Annotated in this window: 14 protein-coding genes; 9 read left to right on the top strand and 5 right to left on the bottom strand. The window is 73.6% G+C overall.

Annotated features, from left to right (window positions below; all coding sequences use genetic code 11):
• Positions 1 to 114: 114 nt before the first annotated feature.
• Positions 115 to 603 (bottom strand): transcription elongation factor GreA, encoded by a 489-nt coding sequence (gene greA / locus F9C41_RS33885; protein WP_155390917.1) that lies wholly within the window; start codon positions 601 to 603, stop codon positions 115 to 117.
• A 121-nt stretch (positions 604 to 724) separates the two neighbouring features.
• Positions 725 to 1,168, bottom strand: a complete 444-nt coding sequence (locus F9C41_RS33880) for a DUF4307 domain-containing protein (protein WP_230690207.1) — start codon at positions 1,166 to 1,168, stop codon at positions 725 to 727.
• 79 nt (positions 1,169 to 1,247) lie between these two features.
• On the opposite strand from F9C41_RS33880, the gene mca reads away from it, so the two are divergent.
• The 5 genes from mca to F9C41_RS33855 all read left to right on the top strand — a co-directional run bounded on the left by mca (position 1,248) and on the right by F9C41_RS33855 (position 7,411).
• Complete coding sequence (gene mca, locus F9C41_RS33875) at positions 1,248 to 2,138, top strand: mycothiol conjugate amidase Mca (protein ID WP_155390916.1); 891 nt, start codon at positions 1,248 to 1,250, stop codon at positions 2,136 to 2,138.
• Positions 2,139 to 2,143: 5 nt separating this feature from the next.
• Positions 2,144 to 2,365, top strand: coding sequence for a hypothetical protein (locus tag F9C41_RS33870; protein ID WP_120321494.1), 222 nt, complete (start codon positions 2,144 to 2,146; stop codon positions 2,363 to 2,365).
• Between the two features lie 168 nt (positions 2,366 to 2,533).
• Positions 2,534 to 5,011 carry a putative bifunctional diguanylate cyclase/phosphodiesterase gene (locus F9C41_RS33865; protein WP_230690206.1) on the top strand — a complete coding sequence of 826 codons (2,478 nt, stop codon included), beginning with the start codon at positions 2,534 to 2,536 and terminating at the stop codon, positions 5,009 to 5,011.
• A 62-nt stretch (positions 5,012 to 5,073) separates the two neighbouring features.
• On the top strand, positions 5,074 to 6,684 hold the full coding sequence (locus F9C41_RS33860; RefSeq protein WP_155390914.1) for a TPM domain-containing protein: 1,611 nt from the start codon (positions 5,074 to 5,076) through the stop codon (positions 6,682 to 6,684).
• A gap of 16 nt (positions 6,685 to 6,700) precedes the next feature.
• The gene (locus tag F9C41_RS33855) at positions 6,701 to 7,411 is read left to right on the top strand and encodes a PspA/IM30 family protein (RefSeq protein ID WP_155390913.1); all 711 of its coding nucleotides are present in this window, start codon (positions 6,701 to 6,703) and stop codon (positions 7,409 to 7,411) included.
• A gap of 97 nt (positions 7,412 to 7,508) precedes the next feature.
• On the opposite strand, the gene F9C41_RS33850 is transcribed toward F9C41_RS33855, so the two are convergent.
• Entirely contained in the window at positions 7,509 to 8,597 is a 1,089-nt protein-coding gene (locus tag F9C41_RS33850; protein ID WP_155390912.1) for a DUF3626 domain-containing protein, read from the bottom strand.
• Between the two features lie 121 nt (positions 8,598 to 8,718).
• Between F9C41_RS33850 and F9C41_RS33845 the strand changes: the two genes are divergently transcribed.
• The 4 genes from F9C41_RS33845 (at position 8,719) to purE (ending at position 14,788) form a co-directional block, all read left to right on the top strand.
• The gene (locus F9C41_RS33845) at positions 8,719 to 10,794 is read left to right on the top strand and encodes a thioredoxin domain-containing protein (RefSeq protein ID WP_155390911.1); all 2,076 of its coding nucleotides are present in this window, start codon (positions 8,719 to 8,721) and stop codon (positions 10,792 to 10,794) included.
• Between the two features lie 131 nt (positions 10,795 to 10,925).
• Positions 10,926 to 13,103 carry an asparagine synthase-related protein gene (locus F9C41_RS33840; RefSeq protein WP_155390910.1) on the top strand — a complete coding sequence of 726 codons (2,178 nt, stop codon included), beginning with the start codon at positions 10,926 to 10,928 and terminating at the stop codon, positions 13,101 to 13,103.
• Positions 13,104 to 13,118: 15 nt separating this feature from the next.
• Entirely contained in the window at positions 13,119 to 14,285 is a 1,167-nt protein-coding gene (locus F9C41_RS33835; protein ID WP_155390909.1) for a 5-(carboxyamino)imidazole ribonucleotide synthase, read from the top strand.
• Entirely contained in the window at positions 14,282 to 14,788 is a 507-nt protein-coding gene (gene purE, locus F9C41_RS33830; protein WP_155390908.1) for a 5-(carboxyamino)imidazole ribonucleotide mutase, read from the top strand. The genes F9C41_RS33835 and purE overlap by 4 nt, the downstream gene beginning before the upstream one ends.
• Positions 14,789 to 15,146: 358 nt before the next feature.
• Here the strand turns inward: purE and F9C41_RS33825 are convergent, their stop codons facing one another.
• Positions 15,147 to 20,231 carry an SCO7613 C-terminal domain-containing membrane protein gene (locus F9C41_RS33825; RefSeq protein WP_155390907.1) on the bottom strand — a complete coding sequence of 1,695 codons (5,085 nt, stop codon included), beginning with the start codon at positions 20,229 to 20,231 and terminating at the stop codon, positions 15,147 to 15,149.
• A 194-nt stretch (positions 20,232 to 20,425) separates the two neighbouring features.
• Entirely contained in the window at positions 20,426 to 21,778 is a 1,353-nt protein-coding gene (locus F9C41_RS33820) for a UDP-glucose dehydrogenase family protein (protein ID WP_407924765.1), read from the bottom strand.
• Between the last annotated feature and the right edge of the window lie 220 nt (positions 21,779 to 21,998).

The following is a 21,998-nucleotide window of genomic DNA, read 5'->3' as shown; positions in this document are numbered from 1 at the left end:
ATAAGGCCAACAGTTCACGCAAGATCGTCGCGATCTTGGGGGGCGGTGGGGTAAAAGGGCGGGCCTGCACCGCGGGAGCGGTGCCGGCCCGGAGGGTGTGGCGTGGGGCGGGGGTCAGCCGCCGAAGGCCTCGAAGGAGACGACGGTCACCTTGATGTCCACGCCGCTGGGGGCGGTGTAGGTGACGGTCTGGCCCTTGCGGGCGCCCATGATGGCCTGGCCGAGGGCCGACTCGGGGGAGTACACGGTCAGGTCCGTGGTCGCGGCGATCTCCCGGGAGCCGAGCAGGAAGGTCTCCGTGTCGGAGGTGTCGTCGTCGAAGTAGATGACGACGACGTTGCCGATGGAGACGCCGTCACCGCGCGGGGCCTCGCCGACGTGGGCGACCCGCAGCAGCTCCTGGAGCTGGCGGATGCGTCCCTCGGCCTTGCCCTGCTCCTCGCGGGCGGCGTGGTAGCCGCCGTTCTCCTTGAGATCGCCCTCCTCGCGGCGGGCGTTGATCTCGGCGGCCATCGCGGGCCGAGCGGCGATGAGCTCGTTCAGGTCGGCCTGGAGCCTGTCGTACGCGTCCTGGGACAGCCAGGTGGCATCAGTCGTGGACACGGGCGTTCTCCTCAGGTCTTACGGGTTCTGGGTATCGTTGCGGCGGTGCGGACCGGCCATGCGCTGCAGAGGTACCTGCCCCATTGAGCGCGATGGGCGAAGTTACCAACCTACCAGCGACTCACGCCGGGTGGCAGCCCTTAACCTCACCGGTCACCGGGCGTCCCGTCGTGACCAGGCGATGCGTCACCATGGTGCGCTCCGGATCGGGACCTGGCCGCACCGTGACCTCTTCCAGGCCGACCTCGGTGCCGGTGGAGTCCCGCGCGCGGACGAGGCAGACCGCGGTGCCGTCGGCCGGCATCCGGACCAAAAACGTCACCGCGACCTGCGTGTCGGTGACCTCGTCGAACGCCGTCACCGACGCTGTGTAGTCTCCGTCACCATACGCCCGGTAGAGGCGGGCTCCGATGAACGTCATGGCGAGCACGGTCAGCACGGCCAGCACGAGCACGGTCGAGCGGGAGGCGGGACGCTGCTCACGACGGCGGCCGTAACGCCCGGCCGGCCACGGCGCGCGCTCGGCCACCGGGCCGGCGGCGGTGTCGGTGGAGGTCTCGGTCACCGGTGGGGGTCCTTCGTGTGACGCGTCAGACGCGTGAGGAACACTGTCAGGGTCGATTCTCGCACGTGGGGAGAGCACGGTGACGCAGCGGCTGCGACTGATGGCGGTGCACGCGCATCCGGACGACGAGTCGTCCAAGGGTGCCGCGACGATGGCGCGGTATGTCCGCGAGGGTGCGGAGGTGCTGGTCGTCACGTGTACCGGTGGCGAGCGGGGTGACGTGCTCAACCCGAAACTGGACCGCCCGGACGTCTGGGAGAACATCGCCGAGATCCGCCGCGCGGAGATGGCCGCGGCCCGCGACATCCTCGGTGTGGACCAGGCCTGGCTCGGCTTCGTCGACTCGGGCTGGGTCGAGGGCTACACCCACGACGACCCGTCCGGCCTGCCTGAGGGCTGCTTCGCCCGGGTGCCGGTCGAGGAGGCGGCGGCGCCGCTGGTCAAGCTGATCCGCGAGTTCCGGCCGGAGGTCCTGCTGACCTACGACGAAGAGGGCGGCTACCCGCACCCCGACCACATCCAGACCCACCTGGTCAGCATGGCCGCGATCGAGGCCGCCGCGGACCCGGAGCGGTATCCGGACTTCGGTCCGGCCTTCGAGGTGCCGAAGGTCTACTACCACATCAGTTTCACCAAGGTGAAGTTCACCGCGCTGCACGAGGCGATGGAGGCGGCGGGGCTGGAGTCGCCCTACGGCGAGCGGCTCAACGACGACTGGGTGGGCGACAAGTCGCCGCGGATCACCACCCGGGTGCCCTGTGGCGAGTACTTCGAGCTGCGTGACGACGCGCTGCGCGCGCACGCGACCCAGATCGACCCGGACGGCCCCTGGTTCCGCGCGCCGCTGACCGTGCAGCGCGCGGCCTGGCCGACCGAGGACTATCAGCTGGTCAGGTCGACCGTGGCTACCGCGATCCCCGAGGACGACCTGTTCGCCGGCGTACGCGCGCCGGCGGTAGCGGATAGGTGAGGCACATGCTGGAGTTCCTGGCCGACAACAACTTCGGCGACACCCGGTCCGGCGACGGTCTCGCCGGACCGATGGCGCTGCTGTTGATCCTGCTCCTGGCCGCTGCAACGGTTTTCCTGATTCGCAACATGAATCAGCGCCTGAAGCGGTTGCCCGAGACGTTCGATTCGGCGAGCATGAGTGACGGTGCGCGGACGGACTCGCCCGTCACGCCGGACCCTCGCTAGGCGGACCGAGGGAATCGGACACGGCCTGTCGCGTCAGGCGGAGAGCGCGTCGTCTTCAGATGGAGACGACGGGCCTCCGTTTCAGGTGCGCTCGGACAGGGGGCACGGATGGGCAGGTGGCTCACGCGCGCGGCGGACGGACTCTATCGCTGGTCCGGTGCCGCCTCGTTGACGTCACGTGTCCGCATTGTCATAACCTGTCTTGTCGTCACCGCGGTCCTGGTCGCGGGCATCGGCGCGATCCTGGGCGTGCGCGAGGGTGACCTCGGCCAGTTCGGCCTGCTCATCTGCCTGATCACGCTGGCCCACCTGTTCGGGCTGCGGATGCGGGTCGGCTCCACCACCATCGACGTCGACTGGGGCGAGGCCGCGCTGATCGTCGGCTTCATCCTGGTCCCGGTGACGTGGATCCCCGCCGCCGCCGGGATCGGCGTGCTGCTGGCCAAGCCGGTGGTGTCGGTGGTCTCCGGCAACCGCACCAGTCCGATCGAGACGGTGCGGGCCGCCGCGTCGCTGACCCTGTCCGCGGCCGTCGCCGCGCTGGTCGTCTGGGCCGGCGGGGTGCCGGTGGTGCCGATGTCGGCGCAGGCCGCCGCCGTGGTCGTGCTGGCCGCGCTGATCTACCTGCTCAGCAGTGCCGTCCTGCTCGCGGTGCACCTGGCGGTGCGCGACGGGCAGAACATGATCGGGGTGGTCTGGCAGGCGCTGCGGGGCACCCCCGTGATGATCGTCGGCAACGTCGCCCTCGGCCTGGTCGCGGTCCGGCTGTGGGGCAGCAGCTGGCTGTGGGTGCTGCCGCCGCTGCTGTGGCTGCTGCACCAGCTCTACGTGCACCGGGTGCACGAGGACGAGGAGCGCCGCACCTGGCGGGCGTTCGCGCTGGCCAGCCGTTCCCTGCACCGGCTGGACGAGCTGGCCGTGGCGCAGGAGGGCCTGCAGGCGGCCCGTTCCCTGTTCCCGGTGCGGGCGGTGGAGCTCACCGTGCTCGGCTCGCAGACCCGATACCGCAGCAGCCTGCGCACCGGCGACGAGGTCCAGGTCGAGCCGGTGTCGGCCGTGCCGCCGGCCGAGGCGGGCCGGGCGCCCGCGGTGACCCGGGTGCTGGAGGTGGCCGGCGGCCGGGTGGGCGTGCTCACCCTGCGGCTGCTGCGCCAGCGCGCCTGGGGGCCCAACGACCAGCACCGGCTCGCCGTGTTCGGAGACGCCCTGGCCGCCGCCCTGCACGACGCCGCGACCCACAACGCCCTTCGCGAGCTGCGCGAACGCACCATGTACGAGTCCCATCACGACCCGCTGACCCGGCTGCTCAACCGCGACGCGCTGATGGACCGCGGCGACGCGGTGCTGCGCGGCCTCGACGCCCGCATCCCGGTCGCCCTGCTGCTGCTCGACATGGACCATTTCAAAGAGGTCAACGACACCCTGGGCCACCTCGCCGGGGACGAACTGCTGCAGACCGCCGCCTCGCGGCTGTCCGCCGACGTCGGGCACGGCGAGCTGCTGGCCCGCCTCGGCGGAGACGAGTTCGCGCTGCTGGTCACCGACCTGCCCGGGTTGTCCGCCGAGCACGACGAGGTCGACCGGCTCAGCGCCGCGAACCTCGTCGCCCAGCGCCGCGCGCGCATGCTGACCGCGGCGCTGGCCAGCCCCACCGAGGTCGCCGGGGTGACGCTGTCGGCCGAGGTCTCGGTGGGAGTGGCCGTGGCGACCGCGGGCGAGTTCGACCTCACCGAGCTGCTGCGCCGGGCCGACATCGCGCTCTACCAGGCGAAGGAGTCGGGTTCGCGGGTCGCGGCGTACGACCCGCACCGCGACCGGACCAGCACCGACCGGCTGGCGCTGGTCGCCGAGCTGCGTGCCGCACTGGCCACCGACGACCAGCTCCACCTGGTCATGCAGCCCGCAGTCGACCTCGACACGGGCGCGCCGTCCGGGGTGGAGGCGCTCATCCGCTGGCACCACCCGCGCCGGGGCCTGCTACTGCCCAAGCACTTCGTGCGCGCCGTGGAGGCCAGCGACCTGCTGGGGCGGTTCACGCGGCACGTGCTCGACCAGGCCCTGACGCTGGCGGCCGAGTGGACCGCGCAGGGCCTCGACGTGCCCGTCGCGGTGAACCTGTCCCCGCGCAGTCTGTTGGACCCGCAGCTGCCCGCCGACGTCGACGAGCTGCTGCGCCGCCACGGCATACCGGCGTCCCGGCTGGTCCTGGAGATCACCGAGACGGTGGTGCTCAGCCCGCTGCCCATCACCGACCAGGTGCTGCGGGAGCTGCGCGGACTCGGGGTGCGGTTCGCCGTGGACGACTTCGGCACCGGCTTCTCGTCGCTGACCTTCCTCACCCGGATCGCGGTCGACGAGCTGAAGGTGGACCGCACCTTCGTCGCCCGGATGGCCGACTCGCGCCAGGCCGCCGCCATCGTGCAGGCGGTCGTCGAGCTGGGCCGCCAGCTCGGCCTGCGGGTGGTCGCCGAGGGCGTGGAGACGGCCGACCAGCGGACCGCGCTGCGCCGCCTCGGCTGCGACGCCGGCCAGGGCTTCCACTTCTCCCATCCGCTGCCCGCCGACGAGATCACCGAAGCCCTGCACACCCTTTCCCGGGCCGCCCGCCCCATCCGTCCGCTGCGCGCCCGCCCCCACACCGCCTGACGGCGGATCGAGGGCAGACTATTCGCCGGGTTAGGGGTGATTGCGGGCGATATCGTGATCACGTGCCGGTGCAGACCAGTGAGGTCGATCTCTTCTCGGTCCTGTGCTGCCTCGCCATCATCGTGCTGGGCGTGGTCCTGGCGCTGACGGTGGCAGGGCGGCGACGGCGGCGTGACGCGGGCACGGCGAAGGCCACGCCGCAGCAGGCCGGGCCGGTCGACCCGTTCGCCGCGTACAGCACCGTCCAGCTGTCCACGTACGCCAACGGGCAGCTGGTAGCCGTGGACAACGCGGTGCGCACCAGCGAGCAGGAACTCGGCTTCGCCACCGCCCAGTACGGCGCCGAGGCCGTGACCGCCTTCGCCACCGCGGTCGCCTCCGCAAAGGAGGATCTGGCCGCGGCGTTCCGCATCCGGCACCAGCTCGACGACGAGATCCCGGAGGACGACACGACCCGGCGGCAGCTGCTGCGGGAGATCGTCGACCGCTGCGGCGCGGTGGACCGGCGGCTGGACGCCGAGGCGGACGCGTTCGAGAAGCTGCGCGCGATGGGCGCCAACGCCGAGGAGCTCGGCCAGTCGCTACTGGCCCGCGCCGGCGAGCTGCGCGACCGGCTCCCCGGGGCGCAGGCCACGCTCGCCCGGCTCACCGACCGCTACACCGACGGCGCGCTCACCCCGGTGGCCGGCAACGTCACCGAGGCCGTCGCCCGGCTCGACTTCGCCGACGAGCAGCTGCGGCAGTCCGCGGCCGGGCTCGCCGCGGGCGACCGGGGCAAGGCGGCGCTCGCGCTGCGCGGCGCCGAGCAGGCGCTCGGCCAGGCGGGCAGCCTGCTGGACGCGCTCGACAAGTCCGCTGCCGACCTGGACACGGCCGGGCAGAACGTGACCCGCCTGGTGGACGAGATGCAGGGCGAGGTCGCCGCGGGCAAGGCCGCCATGCAGGCCGCGGGCGGGGCGGGCGGCGCGGACCAGATGAACCTGGCGGCCGCGGTGGCCCGCGCCGACCAGGTCGCCGGCGACGTCCGCACACAACTGGGCAAACCGCAGACCGATCCGCTGGGCATGATGCGCCGGCTGGAGGGCGCGGCGTCCGGACTGGCCGAGGCCATGGGGGGCGTACGCGACGCGGCCAACCGCACCGAGCAGGCCCGCCGACAGCTCGACCAGGCGCTGCACGCGGCCCGCGCCGCGGTGGACTCCGCGACCGGCTACATCACCACGCGCCGTGGGGCGGTCGGCACGACCGCCCGGGCCCGGCTGTCCGAAGCGCACGCGCTGCTGGACCGCGCCGAGAGCGGGGGCGACCCGGTCGACGCGCTGGCCGCCGCGGAGCGCGCGCACGACCTCGCCGCGCAGGCCATGGACTCGGCCCGCGACGACATCGAACGCTGGTCGTTCCCGTCCGGCTACAGCGGTCAGGCGGGCGGCGGCCGCGTGATCATCGGCGGTCCCGGCGGCTTCGGCACGGCGGCGGCGGGCGGCATGGGCGGGGCCGTCCTCGGCGGCATCCTGCTCGACAGCGTGCTCGGCGGGGGCGGCATGGGCGGCTTCCGCATCGGCCTCACCAGCGAGGCCAGCCAGTCCGACGGCAGCGCGACGACCCCCGGTGCGCCGCCGGTCCAGGGCCGGTTCGGCGGCCCCAGCACGTGGATGAGACCGGAGAAGCGATGACAGGGGGAAATTGATCATGGCGGCACAGTCGATCCTCGGGCGGATCACCCAGATGGCCCGCGCCAACATCCACGCCATCCTCGACGACGTCGAGGACCCGCAGCAGATGCTCGACCAGATGGTGCGCGACTACACCGCGAACATCGGCGAGGCGGAGAACGCCGTGGCGCAGACCATCGCCAACCTGCGCCTGCTGGAGGCCGACTCGGCGGAGGCGACGAAGAACGCCGCCGAGTGGCAGACCAAGGCGCAGGCGGCCAGCGCGAAGGCCGACAAGGTGCGCTCGGCCAATCCCGCCGACGCGGACAAGTTCGACAACCTCGCCCGGATCGCGATCGGCAAGCAGATCGCGTACGAGAACGACGTGAAGAGCTTCGGCCCGATGATCGCCGAGCAGACGCAGGTCACCGACCAGCTCAAGCAGGGTGTCACGCAGATGCGGGGCAAGCTCGACGAGCTGCGCCGCAAGCGCGACGAGCTGGTCGGCCGGGCCAAGGTCACCGAGGCGCGAGGGCGGGTGCAGGCCTCGGTCAACAGCATCAACACGCTCGACCCGACGACCGAGATCAGCCGCTTCGAGGAGATGGTGCGCCGCGAGGAGGCCCGGCTCAAGGGTCACGAGGAGTTGCAGGCCTCCAGCCTGGACGCCCAGTTCGAGGAGCTGTCCGCCTCGTCGCGCGACCAGGAGATCGAGTCCCGCCTGGCTGCCATGAAGTCCAGCCGCTGACCTCACGTCACCGACCGGTGGCCGCGGTCCAGGAAGGATCGCGGCCACCGGTCGGTCCGTGCCCGGACTCTGCCGAACCGCGGTCAGCGCAGTCGCGTCAGCGACCGGCGAACGGGCGGCCGGCGTGGACGAGGGTGTGCCAGAGCTGCTTGACGTACTGCAGGAGTTCGTCGGGGGTGCCCCAGGTGGACCAGGACTCCGGGTGGCGGAGCATGTCGGCGGCGGCACGGCCGACGAGCTCGGCGTCGAAGGTGCCGCGCGGGCCCGCGTACCGCGCGCAGACTTCCGCGGCCAGCGGCGGGATCGCCGGGCCGCGGAAGTCCGGCCCCACCTCGGCGGCGGTCAGTTCGAATCCGGTGTGCCACTCCCGGCCGATGCCGAGCCGGGCGGCGAGACCGGTGAGCAGGTCGCCGGACGGCGTGCCGCGGAAGCTCGGGTCGAGCACGAGCGCCTCGGCGTCCACGGCCAGGTCCACCGGGCCGTGGACCTGCACTTCGAGATAGTCGTCCAGGGCGCGGCCGTGGTCGTCCGCCGCGGCCGCTGCGGCGAGTCCGCGCAGCACGGTGAGCGGGTCGGCATCGGGACGGCCCAGCGTCACGCCGGTCTCGCGGGCCCGCTCGACGAGACCGGCCAGCACCGGCTCGAAGGCGGCGAGCGTGCCGACGTCGGCGGGGCCGAGATGGCTGTCGCCCACGGTGACCGTGCAGCGCGCGTTCACCGACGGGCGCAGCCGCACGTGGCAGGAGCCGAACCGGGGGCACGCGCCGTCCGGGTGGCCGAGCAGGTTCAGGCCGCCGTACAGCGGGCGTTCCGTGAGCGTCGTGCCCGGGGCCTGATATGCCCCGCCGAACAGCGACTCCTCCCAGTGGTCGCGGTCGCCCTGCAGGAAGGCGGTGCGGCTGCCATTGGAGACGCCGGTCTCGAACTGGCTGCGGTAGCGGCCGTCGGCGGCCATCGACTCGGCGACGGTGCGTCCGTCGGCCAGCAGCCGGTCGGGATGGAAGTTCAGGGTGACCCGCCCGTGCGCGGTGGCGGCCGCCACGAGCGCGACCAGATCCGGCACGTCGCCGAGCCGTTCCAGCGCGCGGAGCCGATGCCGCGCCGCGACCTCGGTCACGTGCGCGAGCGCAGCCTGCTGCGCTGTGGTCAGTGCCGTCTGCGTGTCCTGGAAAGTCGCCCCCGTCATGCCCGCGACCTCATCACGAAGGCACCCCCGGTGGCAACGGGGTAACGAGCGCGACGCGGAGCCGGCGCCGACAAATGGGGCACCGGGGTATGGGGCGGGGCGTTGTGAGAGGGTGGGACGTGTGAACCGACTCGGGGACGCGACCTCGCCCTACCTGCTGCAGCACGCCGACAACCCGGTGCACTGGTGGCCGTGGTGTGACGAGGCGTTCGAGGAGGCCAAGCGCCGCGACGTGCCGGTGCTGATCTCCGTTGGTTACGCAGCGTGTCATTGGTGTCACGTTATGGCTCACGAGTCGTTCGAGGACGTGGTCGTCGGCGACCTCGTGAACGAGCACTTCGTGGCGATCAAGGTGGACCGCGAGGAGCGCCCCGACGTGGACGCGGTCTACATGTCGGCGACGCAGGCGATGACCGGGCAGGGCGGCTGGCCGATGACGGTGTTCGCCGCGCCCGACGGCAAGCCGTTCCTGTGCGGCACGTACTACCCGAAGGTGCAGTTCACGCGCCTGCTGGAGGCGGTCACCGAGGCCTGGCGCGATCAGCGCACGCAGGTGCTGGAGCAGGGTGATGCGGTGGTCGAGGCGATCGCGCGCAACCCGATCGAGGGCGGCGGCGGCGAGATCACCAAGGAGCTGCTGGACCATGCCGTGGAGCGGCTGCGCGCCGACTACGACAGCGTGCGGGGCGGGTTCGGCGGGGCGCCGAAGTTCCCGCCGCACATGCTGATGCTGTTCCTGCTGCGCCACCATCAGCGGGCCAAGGATGCCGACGCGCTGGAGCTGGTGCGCCACACCGGCGAGGCGATGGCCCGCGGCGGCATCTACGACCAGCTCGCCGGCGGCTTCCACCGGTATGCGGTGGACGCGACGTGGACCGTGCCGCATTTCGAGAAGATGCTGTACGACAACGCGCTGCTGCTGCGGGTCTACAACGAGATCTGGCGGCTGACCGCCGATCCGCTGGCCCAGCGGATCGCCACCGAGACGGCGATGTTCCTGGTCAACGACCTGCAGACGGCCGAGGGAGGCTTCGCCTCGGCGCTGGACGCCGACACCGAGGGCGTGGAGGGCACCACGTACTCGTGGACCCCGGCGCAGCTGGTGGAGGTGCTGGGCGAGGACGACGCGGCGTTCGCGGCGGACCTGTTCGGGGTGACCGACGCCGGAACGTTCGAGCACGGCACGTCGGTGCTGGTGCTCAAGCGCGACATCGACGACGTCGCGCCGGAGGTGCAGCAGCGCTGGGAGCGGGTGCGGGGGCTGATGATGGCCTCGCGCCGGGAGCGCCCGCAGCCGATGCGCGACGACAAGGTGGTCGCGGCCTGGAACGGGCTGGCGGTCACCGCGCTGTGCGAGTTCTGGCGCAACTACACCGAGGTCGGCGACGTGGCCGACGTGGAGAACGTGGACTTCCGCGCGATCGCGGTGGAGGCGGGCGAGCTGCTGCTGTCCACGCACGTCGTGGGCGCTGGTGGGGAGTCCTCGGGGGACCGCCGTTCAGGCGGGCCGCAGGGAGGAGCCACTAGCGAAGCGCGGCTGCGGCGGGTGTCGCGGGACGGGGCGGTCGGGCAGCCGGCGGGGGTGCTGGAGGACTACGGCTGCGTGGCCGAGGCGTTCTGCGCCCTGCACCAGGTCACCGGTGACGGCCGCTGGCTGGCGGCGGCCGGCGCGCTGCTGGACACGGCGGCCGAGCGGTTCCGGGACGGGCAGGGCGGCTTCCACGACACCGCCGACGACGCGGAGCAGCTGGTGATCCGGCCCGCCGACCCGACCGACAACGCCACCCCGTCGGGGCTGTCGTCGCTGGTCAACGCGCTGCTGAGCTACTCCGCGCTGAGCGGTGAGCCGCGCTGGCACGAGCTGGCCGAGCGGGCGCTGTCCACGATCGTGCCGCTGCTGGCCCGGCACCCCCGGTTCGCGGGGTACGCCGCCGCGGGGGCCGAGGCGCTGCTGTCGGGGCCGTACGAGATCGCGATCGCGACCACGGACCCGGAGACCGACCCGCTGCTGCTGACCGCGATCGAACACGCGCCACCCGGAGCGGTGATCGTGGCGGGTCACCCGGACGCGCCGGGCGTGCCGCTGCTGGCGGGCCGCCCGATGGTCGGTGACCAGCCCACGGCGTACGTCTGCCGGGGATTCGTCTGCGACCGTCCGGTGACGACAACTGTCGAACTGGCGACAATTCTCGCCTGATAGCACGATATGGGCGGCCAAACGGACAATCCTGGCTAGGCTGAGGGTTCCCCCGACGACCGTGGCGTGCCCGATGCTGCTCCGCAGCACGACGCCACAGGTCGCTCAGCCTTCCCTGAGGAGATGGTCGCGTGGCCGGTCTCGCCGCTCTGCTGAGCTTCGGCTCCGATCGCAATTCCACCGACACGCTCACCGCACTGTCCCGCGCGCTCGCCCCGCGCGGCTCCGAGGAGGCCCGCGGGGTCTGCGGCTCCGCGAAACTCCTGATCCGCGCCGCGATGCCGATCGTGCACCGGCTGGACGTCACCACGCTGATCGTGGACGGCATCGTCGAGCTGAGCACCCTGGCCCACCGGTACGCCGAGCGCGGGCCGCTGGGCCTGGTCGGCGGTCCCGACCCGTACACCCTGATCATGGCCGATCCGGACGGCCTGGTGCTGGCCCGCAACGGCGACGGCCCGCCGCTCTACTACGCACGCAGCCGCGGCGCGGTGCTGGTCGCCAGCGAGCCCGCCGCACTGCTGGCCGCGGGGGTGCCCGCCCGGCCCGACCCGGAGACCGTCGCCCGGTTCCTGGCCGTCGGCAGCTGCGACGAGGGCGCGGCCACCTTTTTCGACGGCATCCGCCGGGTGCTGCCGCACCAGGTCGTCGAGATCTCGGCCGGGCACACCGACGGCTGGCTGGTCCGCGCGCACCCGCCGGTCCGGCACCGGGGCCACCCGGTCACCGGCCGGATGGCGCTGCTCGGCGCGGTCGGCGAGGGGCGGCTCGGCGTGCTGCTCGGCCCCGGCCTGCCCGGCGCGGCGGTGCTCGGCGCGGCGCTGTCCGAGCGTGCCGAGCACCGGGGGCTGCCGGTGTACTCGGTGAACTTCCCGGGGCTGCCGGCGGACTCGTCCGCGTACGCCTCGGCGCTGCTCGGGCCGCTGCCCGACAGCAGTGTGCGGCACCGGGCGCTGCCGTTCTTCGCCGACGAGATCGACGTCGACGGCTTCCTCGCCGACGTCGGCGAGCCCATGCCCGACCTGTCTTCCTACCTGGCCTGGGCGGTGGCCCGGGCGACCGGCGGCGAGGTCGACGCGCTGCTGGGCGCGGGCGGCTGGAGCGGGCCGGTCGGGCACCTGCCGCGCCTGGCCGACCGGGTCGCCAGTCGCTACGGCGTCGCGCTGCGCTTCCCGTACCGGGACCTGGAGACCACCGACGAGGCGCTGCGGGCCGAACTGCGCGGGCTCGCCGAGCGCACGCTGCCGCCGGTCTCGCTGCGCGCCGCCGGGGCCGCCCCCGCCGCCGCCACGCTGGAGCCGCCGCTGCGGGAGATCCTGCTGCGGTTGCGCGCCGAGACGATCGGCGCACTGCTGTATCCGCGCCACGGCGGCACCGACCACGAGGGCCTCGCCGTCATGCAGCACCTGACGACCGCGAACGAGGCCGACGTGGCCCGGCTGTGGCGTCGTTACCTACTGGAGCGCTGGCTGACCACGGTCCTCGCGCCCTACGAGCGCACCCCCGACGTGCCCGCGTCCCGCCCCGCGCCCGGCCCGGTCGTGATCGCCGCGGCGGGGCAGGACTGGACCACCCACGCCGTGGTCACCGAGCCCATCGCGGCCGGCGACCGCATCGCCGACAAGTTCGCCTGGTACGTCGCCGAGTTCGCGCACGGCGCGGACAAGAACGCGCGCCAGGCACTGCGCCGGCCCTGGCACCTGCTCGTCGCGGCGAAGCCGGTCGCCGTGGCCCAGGGCCTGTCCCGGGCCATCTGGGAGATCGAGCCCGGCTCTTACGCCCGCGCGCTGGTCCGGCTCGCGGGGCCCGCCGTCGGGCTCGCCGACCCGTGGAGCATGCAGGTGGCACTCGACCACGGCGGCGCCACCCGGCTCGGCCTGGCCGTGCTGTGCGCCCGGCTGGGCCGCCGCGCCTGGTCCGAGCGCATCGCCGGGCCGCTGGTCCGCTCCGTCTGCCCGCCCCGCGAGCAGGCCTGCCCCCCCGCGCACCTGGCCGTGGTGCCGCCGCCGCGCGACGCCGACCGGGTCGCCGAGCAGATCGTCGCGGCGCTGCGCAAGACGCTGCCCGACGACGTGTACGCCATGCTGGCCGGCTGCGCCGTGGTCGGCGCAGGAGACGGCGGCATGCGGCTGCTGGGCTGGTCACAGCCCGGTGAGCCGCCCGCGGGGCTCCTGGAGCGGCTCTGTGAGCGCAACCCCTTCGGCCAGGGCGACGAGCGCACCCCGCTGGTGCTGGCGCTCGCCGCGCCGCGGCGCGTGGCGCAGTCCACTGGACGCAAGGGCGCTAAGGCTTCGGCACGTCGGCGCTGATTAGACTCCTTGCCGATGGACACTCGCACCGGCCTCCCCGTCGTCGGCATGATCGGCGGCGGCCAGCTCGCCCGTATGACCCACCAGGCGGCGATCGCCCTCGGCCAGTCCCTGCGGGTGCTGGCCAACGACGTCGACGAGTCCGCGGCCCTGGTCGCGGCCGACGTCCAGCTGGGCAGCCACACCGACCTGGACGCGCTGCGCACCTTCGCCAAGTCGTGCGACGTGGTCACCTTCGACCACGAGCACGTGCCCGGCGAACACATCCGCGCCCTGGTCGCGGCGGGCCACAAGGTCTTCCCGGGGGCGGACGCGCTGCAGTACGCCCAGGACAAGCACCTGATGCGCCGCCGCCTGTCGGAGCTGGGCGCGCCCGTGCCGCGCTGGGCCCCGATCTCGTCTGCTGCGGAGCTGGTCGCCTTCGGGCTGCCCGCGGTCGTGAAGACGGCCCGCGGCGGGTACGACGGCCGGGGTGTGTTCGTCGTCAACGACGTCGAGGAGATCATCGACCTGCTGGCCAGCGGGGCCGAGCTGATCGTGGAGGAGAAGGTCGAGCTGCGCCGCGAACTCGCCGTGCAGGTTGCCCGCTCGCCGTACGGTCAGGTCGCGGTGTATCCGGTGGTCGAGACGGTGCAGCAGGACGGCATCTGCGTCGAGGTGCTCGCCCCCGCCCCGGACCTGCCCGAGGAGATCGCCGTCGGGGCGCAGAAGCTGGCCATCGACATCGCCAACGAGCTGGGCGTGGTCGGGCTGCTGGCGGTGGAGCTGTTCGAGGTCGCCCCCCGCGTGCCGGGCGGCGCGCCGCGGCTCGTCGTCAACGAGCTGGCCATGCGGCCGCACAACTCCGGGCACTGGACCATCGAGGGCGCCCGCACCTCCCAGTTCGAGCAGCACCTGCGGGCGGTCCTGGACTACCCGATGGGCGACACCTCGCTCGCCGCGCCGGCCGTGGTGATGGCCAACGTGCTGGGCGGCCCCGAGGGCGGCATGTCGATCGACGAGCGGCTGCACCACCTGATGGCCGCCGAGCCGGGCGTGAAGGTGCACCTGTACGGCAAGCAGACCCGCCCCGGCCGCAAGATCGGGCACGTCACCGCGCTCGGCGACGACCTCGCCGACTGCCGCGCCCGCGCGGCCCGCGCCGGCCACTGGCTGACCTACGGAAAGGCACTCGAGGCATGAGCGAGCAGACTCCTGCACCGCAGGTCGGGATCATCATGGGATCCGACTCGGACTGGCCGGTGATGAAGCCCGCCGCCGAGGCGCTTGCCGAGTTCGGCGTGTCGTACGAGGTCCGGGTCGTGTCGGCGCACCGGACGCCGCAACTCATGATCGATTATGGGCAGTCGGCCGCGGACCGCGGCATCAAGGTCATCATCGCGGGCGCGGGCGGGGCGGCCCACCTGCCGGGCATGGTCGCCAGCGTGACGCCGCTGCCGGTGGTCGGCGTGCCGGTGCCGCTGAAGTACCTCGACGGCATGGACTCGCTGATGTCCATCGTGCAGATGCCAGCGGGCATCCCCGTCGCCACCGTGTCGATCGCGGGCGGCCGCAATGCGGGACTGCTCGCGGCCCGCATTCTCGGTGCCCACGACGCCACGCTGCGGGCCAAGCTCACCGACTACGCCCACAGCCTCACCGAACTCGTCGCCCAGAAGGACGCCGCCCTCCAGGCCACCCTCTGACCGGCCCTTCCGCAAACCGCCCATATCGCTCGCGGTCAGCCGCCTACCCACCCCATGATCTGTTTTTGCGGACGCTGGATGCCCCTATAACGGCACCCAGCGTCCACAAAAACAGATCACGAACCCGGCGGTCGGCGGGCTGCCGGTCGCACCGGCGCGATGGTTCGGGCCATCGGCGCATTTCGCCGGGCGGTGCCTCCGAAGCCGGCGTGACCAAGATCGCCGGACCCGCTCGTGGCCGTTGATCGCTGAACTTGCCGGGCACCTGTGCGTATCTTGACCGTTGATACGCACAGGTGCCTGGCAAGTCCGATGATCATGGTGCGCCATGATCCCGCGGTGGTGGGCAGGGCGCGGGTCAGCGGAATTGTTTGTAGCGGTCGGCGGCTCGGCGGCGGCGTTCGGAGTTGGCGCCCAGGACGATGAGGACGATGCCGCCGACGAGGACGCCCAGCCAGGTGGTGCCGACCAGGGTGAGGGCGTGCAGGGCGGCGATGACGGTGACGGCCGTGCCGATCGCCACGGGGGCCTGCTGGCCGTAGCGGGAGCCGATCACCAGGGTGAGGATGGCCGCGACGAGCAGGCCGACCTCGCGGATCGGGTTGGTGTCGGTGACCAGCACGACCACCACGGTCGGGCCGAAGCCCGCGATCAGCGCCGGCCCGTACGCGGCCCAGCTGCCCAGTTGCGGGCGCTGCCGCAGTTCCAGCAGCCCGACCACGAGCGCGAGCAGCGCGAACGGCAGTGTGTACGCCTCCGGCAGGGCGATGTCGGCGCTGCGCATGATGAGCCACCAGGCGGCGATCTCGCTGCCCGCGGCGGCCCAGAACAGCACCCTGCGCTGCGCGGTGGGGCGCCCGGCCCGGGTCGCGGCGATGCCGAGCACCGCACCCCAGCCGACGAGCAGGGCCGCGACCTGTGACGGGGCGCGTACGGCCAGGGCCAGGGCGATCACCCCGGCGGTGTAGCCGGCCCACTCGACCGCGCTGGCCTCGCGCAGCGCCTCGGGACGGGTGAACCGGGGGTGCAGGGCCACGCCGACGATCAGGATCGCGCCGACGCCCAGCACGCCGAACGCCGCCCACTCCGGCTTCGCGCCGATACGCAGGCTGACGGTCAGCACGAACAGCTGCGCGGCCAGCGCCGCGCCGAGCCAGCCCAGGATGCGGGCGCGCTGGCTCCTGCCGCCGAGCGCGGCGACGGCTCCGACGGCGACCGCGCCGCCGAACGTGAAGATGGTCAGCCCCGGCGTGGCCAGCGCACCGGCCAGGCCCGCGCCGCCCGCGATGAGGCCGAGCAGCAGCACCGCGACGCGGGCGGCCCGGACTGGCCGGTCGACGTCCTCGCCGGACGGCGGCTCGGTGAGCGCGACGCTGAGCATGCAGACCGTGAACACCCCGAGCCCCGCCAGTACGCTCGCCGGCCACGCCAGCCCCAGGCCGGTCGGCGCGATCAGCAGCGTCACCGCGGCACCGGGCACCACGACGGAGACGGCCCGGGTGGGGCCGCCGCCGAAGCCGACCGCGGCGATGCCCGCGGCGACGGTGAGCAGCACCGCGGTCAGCACCGCGGCGACGTCTGCGGCGACCGTGGTGGCGGCGGGCGGCCCTTGCCAGATCGCGTTCAGGCTGTCGTACGGGCGGACGAGCGCGGTGTGCAGCGCGGGCGCCAGCGAGGTGAGCGCGATGAAGGCCGGTGCGGCTGCCGCGGCGGCGGCCATCGCGCCCGGGTACGACGGGAAGCGGCGGCTGCGTTCGATCAGCTCCTGGCGGCTGTCGAACCCGACGCGCCAGCGCTGCGGCCCCTCCTTGGGCACCCGGCGCGGTTTCGGCACGGCGACCCGCTCGGGGGTGAGGCCGAGCTGGTCGCGGGTGGTGGTGCGCAGCAGTTCGGCGAGCACCACGAGCAGCACCGCCGCGGCGGCGTACACCCCGGCGGGGTGCCCGTTCGCGAGCGCCAGCAGGGCGATCAGCGTGCCGGAGATCGCCACGCCGACGGTGCCCCAGCCGAGATAGGGCGCGGCGGGCCGGCGGGCCGCGGCCAGCGCCGCCAGCCCGATGCTGACCCCGCCGAGTGCGGCGGTCAGCAGAACGTCGGGCTCCTTGCCGACGCTCGCGGCGAACGCGGCCAGCGCCGCGGGGCCGGCCAGCAGCACGGCGAGCACGCCCGCGCCGCCGAGCACGTCGAGGTGCGCGGGCGGCGGCGCGTCCGCCTGCTCGGCCTGCTGGGTCATCAGCACCGCCATCAGCACCAGCGCCGCCCCGACGAGGGCGATCATGCCGAGTGCCGCGGCGGTGGTCCACGGGCGCACCAGGCTCGCGCCGAGCGCGTGCAGCGCGACCGCGGTGGCGACCGCAAGCCGGGTGTACCCGGCCCGGGCGTCCTCGGCCACGGCCGCCGCCAGGGCGTACCCGGTGGCGATGGTCAGGCCCAGCACGATCGGCGCCCACCAGGGCCAGCCGAGCGCGACCGGGGTCCCGACGGTGGCGAGGATCGCGGCGACCGCGGCGGCCTGGTGGCTGCGCGGCGGGGGCAGCACCACCGCCGCGGCCACGGCGAGCACCACCAGCGCGGCAGGAGCCTGCCAGCCGAACTCCACCCCGCCGCCGACCGGGGCCAGATCGGCGGCCCACAGCTCACCGGGCAGGGCGAGCGCCTTGATCCCGCCGGCCAGCGCCGGATAGCCCGCGATGAGCACCAGGATGCCGCCGGCCATCGCGCTGCCGGCGACGGGCCCGCGACGCAGCTCCTGCGGGAGCAGCCGGACGGTGACCCCCACCGCGAGCACCAGCAGCGCCGACAGCACCAGCCAGTACTGCGGGGCGACCAGGTGCGCGACCCGGGCCAGGGCGGCGATCATCGCCGTGGTGACCGCCGCGGCGGCGAGGTCCGCGCCGTCCAGGGCGCGGTCGGCGCGGCGACCGGAGTCGATGGACGGGGCCAGGGCCAGCAGGATCGCCGAGACCAGCAGCAGTGCGCCCAGTCCGGCGTCGAGCACGCCCGCCTCGGCCGTGCCGAACGCCGCCCCGGCCACGACCAGCGCGCCCAGGCCCGCGCCGAGCGAGAGCGGGGTGCCGATGCGGCGGTGCGCGACCAGGCGGGCCGCGACCAGGGCCAGGGTGGCGGCACAGGCGAGGAAGGCGGCGGCGAGCGCGACCTGCCGCCCGGCCGCCGGGAAGACGGTGAGCACGCCGGTGCCGACCGCGACCGGCGCGGCGAACGCGGCGGCCCCGGCCGCGGCGTCGCCGAGCAGCCCGGTAGCGGGCGGCGTGGGCAGCACCCGCTGCGCTGCCGCGAGCAGCACCCCAGCCAGGGTGTACGCGACCATCAGCCCGGCGGTGGACCAGGTGTGCGCCAGCGCGACGCCGACCGCCGTGGCGCCGACCAGGAACGACGCGATCAGGTGGGCGCGGGCCGCCCGGGGGGTGGCCGCGGCCCAGGGCGCGCCGCCCTCGGCGGAGCCGATCCCCGCGACGCCGATCCCGGCGGCCAGCAGCGCGATCGCGGCGGCGGCCAGCAGCCACTGGGTGGCCACCCAGTCCAGCCCCAGCGAGGCCGGTGCGGCCAGCGCGGTGAGCGCCGCGCCCGCCACCACGGTCTCGTGCCGCCAGGCCGCCGGCAGCGCCAGCGCGGCCGCGATGGTGAGCAGGGCGATCGTGGCGACCAGCGGCCAGCCGGGGTGCCCGGCCCGCTGCGCGATCTCGGCGGCGAACCCGGCCACGTCGGCGCTGCCGAACGGCCACGCCGCGGCGACCGGGGCGAGCGCCGCACGCAGCGCGCTGCCCGCGGTGAACAGGCTGATCACGACCAGGGCGAGGGTGGAGGCGAGCTGCGGGCCGCGCCGGGTCGGCTCCGGGATGGCCCGCACGCCCAGGCCGGTGATCGCCACGGCGGCGGCGATGACCAGCAGCGCCCGGTCGGGCAGGGCGACCACGGCGACCCGTGCCGCGGAGCCGATGACGGCCAGCACCATGGCCCCGGCCGCGAGTTCGTTGAGCGGCGCCCGGCGCAGCATCAGCGCGCCGACCAGGGCCACCCCGACCGCCAGCAGCAGGGCTGCCGAGGCGCGCAGCACCGACGGCAGCGTATCGGCGGTGAGCAGGGCGGCCACGGCGTACACGGTGGCGGCGGCGATGGCCAGCCCGTGCAGCACCCAGGCCAGTTCGCGCAGCCAGAATGCGGACCGCCGGGTCGTCGTGGCGGCGGTTTCGGGCCGCCGCATGAAGGTGGCGAGGCCCTCCGGCAGCCCGGCGGTCCGGGTGGGACGGGCCACTGTCGGGATGCCGTCGCCGGGATGACCGACCGCGTCGGCCTCGCCCGCCGCCTGCGCGCCCGATGTCGTGTCCGGTGGAAGAACGGTGGTCGAGGCGCCCGCGGGGGCGGGGGTGGCCAGGCGCGGCGGCGGGCCGGGGCGGGCGGGGACGTTGGCCAGCTCGACGGCGCGCGCGATCACGGCGTTCTGCGCGGCGACCACGGTCAGCACCACGGCCCAGCCGGCGGGACCGTTGATCAGGTCGTACACCAGCAGCGGCAGCACCGGCTGGATGGCGATCACCACCGCGTACCGCGGGATGGTCAGGCCGGTGGCCCGGTGGTAGAGGTAGGCGATCGCGGCGGTGGCGGCGAAGACCAGCCCGGCGACGATCACCAGCGACGTGTCGATCAGGCTCAACTGCGCCAGCAGGTATCCGTCGACCGGCAGCAGGGCCAGACCGACCGCGGCCAGCGCCTCCGCGGTCGCCGAGAGCCCGCCCCGGACCAGGCTCGGCGCGATGCCGAGCAGCAGGGCGGTGGCCAGCGCCAGCACGGTGAGCCGGATGCCGGGGGCGACGTTGCTGAGCGCGACGGCGGCGAACACCACCGCGGCGATGCCGAGCAGCAGCGAACCCAGCGCGAGCATGATGTTCTGCACCGAGCGCGCGGACGCCTCGGGCGGCGGCTCGGCCGGCGACGGCGGCAGCGGCGCGACCCGCGTACCGCCCTCCCGCCGTCCCATGCCCTCCGGCCGCGTGCCGCCGTTGCGCGGTGCCGTGCGCTCGCGAGGGACCGTGGGCGCCTGCCGGGGCACGCCGGACTCGTCGGCTGTGGTGGTGCCAGTGTCCGGGTGCCGGGTGCCCGGCGGCGCGGAGGGCGGTGCGGCGGGAGTCTGCGCGCCGGGCGGGCGCGGGAGCCAGCGACGCTGCTTGGGCGCGGCCTTCTTCTGCCGCTGCGCTTCGGCGTGGGCGAGGATGTCGCGCTGGTACAGCGCCGCCTGCAGCTTGCTGCTCAGCTTCTTGCGCTCGCCGGACAGGCGCAGGTCCTCGGCGTTCATGTCGGCGATGGCCTTGTTGAGCCGGTTCACCTCGGCCGCGAGCTGCTCAGGGGTGTTGCCGCAGTGCGGGCAGCGCACCGAGGGATCACGTTCCCGGCCACACATCGAGCACGTGCTGGTGGCCGCAGCCATGGCTACCTCCGACTCCCGGCACGTCACCGGATGACGACGCGGCGTATGGATCCACTCAGCAGCAGCATGCCTAATAGGAGTGACCTTTGAAAAGCCCCATTTCAGTCAGCTAGTGGCCGGGCGGGACGCACGGAGCGTCACGCATGCGAAAGGGCCCACCCGCGGTATGCGGATGGGCCCTTCGCGTGGTGCGGTCAGACCGTCGGGCGGCCCAGCGCGCGCAGCGTCCAGCCCGCGGACTTCCAGGCGGTCGCGTCGAGGCAGTTGCGCCCGTCGACGACGAGCTTGGTCGCGGCGACGGCGCCGAGGGCGACCGGGTCGGCGTTGCGGAACTCGGCCCACTCGGTGAGCACGCAGACCAGGTCGGCGTCGGTGACGGCGTCGACCATCGACTTGGCGTACTCGACCTCGGGCAGCGCCCGCTTCGCGTTCTCCATGCCCTGCGGGTCGTACACGTGCACCGTGGCACCGGCACGGGACAGCATGGCCGCCACGGCGAGCGCCGGCGCGTCGCGTACGTCGTCGGAGTTGGGCTTGAAGGTCGCGCCGAGCACGGCGATACGCGCGCCGGACAGGTCCGGGCCGGCCGGGCCGAACTTGCGGCCGAGCAGACCGGCGGCGAGGTTGAGGACCCGCTGGCGGCGGCGCAGGTTGATCAGGTCGACCTCGTGCAGGAAGCGCAGCGCCTCACCGGCGCCCAGCTCCTGGGCGCGGGCCTGGAAGGCGCGGATGTCCTTGGGCAGGCAGCCGCCGCCGAAGCCGACGCCCGACTGCAGGAACCGGTTGCCGATGCGCGGGTCGTAGCCGAGCGCGCGGGCCAGCTGGGTGATGTCGCCACCGGCGACCTCGCAGACCTCGGCCATCGCGTTGATGAAGGAGATCTTGGTGGCCAGGAACGAGTTCGCGGCGACCTTGACCAGCTCGGCGGTGGCGAAGTCGGTGGAGACCACCGGCACCTCGCGGTCCTCGGTGGCGGCCAGGTCGAAGACGCCCTTGTGGGCGGCGTGCAGCAGCGAGTTCGACCACTCGGTCTTGGTGGCCACGACGATGCGGTTGGGCCGCATGACGTCGTCGACGGCGAAGCCCTCCTGCAGGAACTCGGGGCTCCAGGCGACCTCGACGGCCAGCTCCGGGCGCGCGTGCTTGGCGACCAGCTGCTCGACCCACTCGGCGGTGCCCACCGGCACGGTGGACTTGCCGACGATCAGGGCCTTGCGGCTCAGGTGCTGGGCCAGGTTGCTGACCGACGCCTCGACGTAGGTGAGGTCGGCGCCCAGACCGCTGGCGCGCTGCGGGGTGCCCACACAGATGAAGTGGACGTCGCCGAAGTCGGCCGTCTCCTGGTACGACGTGGTGAAGCGCAACCGGCCCGCGGCCAGGTTGCGGCGCAGCATCTCGTCGAGTCCGGGCTCGTGGAAGGGCACCTCGCCCTTGCCCAGCTTCTCGATCTTGTCGACGTCCACGTCGAACCCGATGACCTCGTAACCGAGTTCGGCATAGCAGATGGCGTAGGTGGCTCCCAGGTAACCGGTGCCGATGAAGGTCAGTCGGGGCCGGGCGGCGCCTGACGGCGGGGTGACCGGGGCAGGCTGGCTCGCGTACGGGAGCGTCACGCTTCTCGTCTCCTTGATCCGCAAGGGGTGGGGGCATCAGGTTTGAGCAGTTGAAGAGCCTACGCCCTGGACCATCCCAATGAAAGTTTACCGGCAGGCGCTGGACGACCTTTGCTGATCGAGCGTTAAGCTACCGACCGGTACGCCCCATACG

It is taken from the genome of Catellatospora paridis, assembly GCF_009720365.1.
Classification (GTDB): domain Bacteria; phylum Actinomycetota; class Actinomycetes; order Mycobacteriales; family Micromonosporaceae; genus Catellatospora; species Catellatospora paridis.
This window is presented reverse-complemented; position numbering and strand designations above follow the sequence as displayed.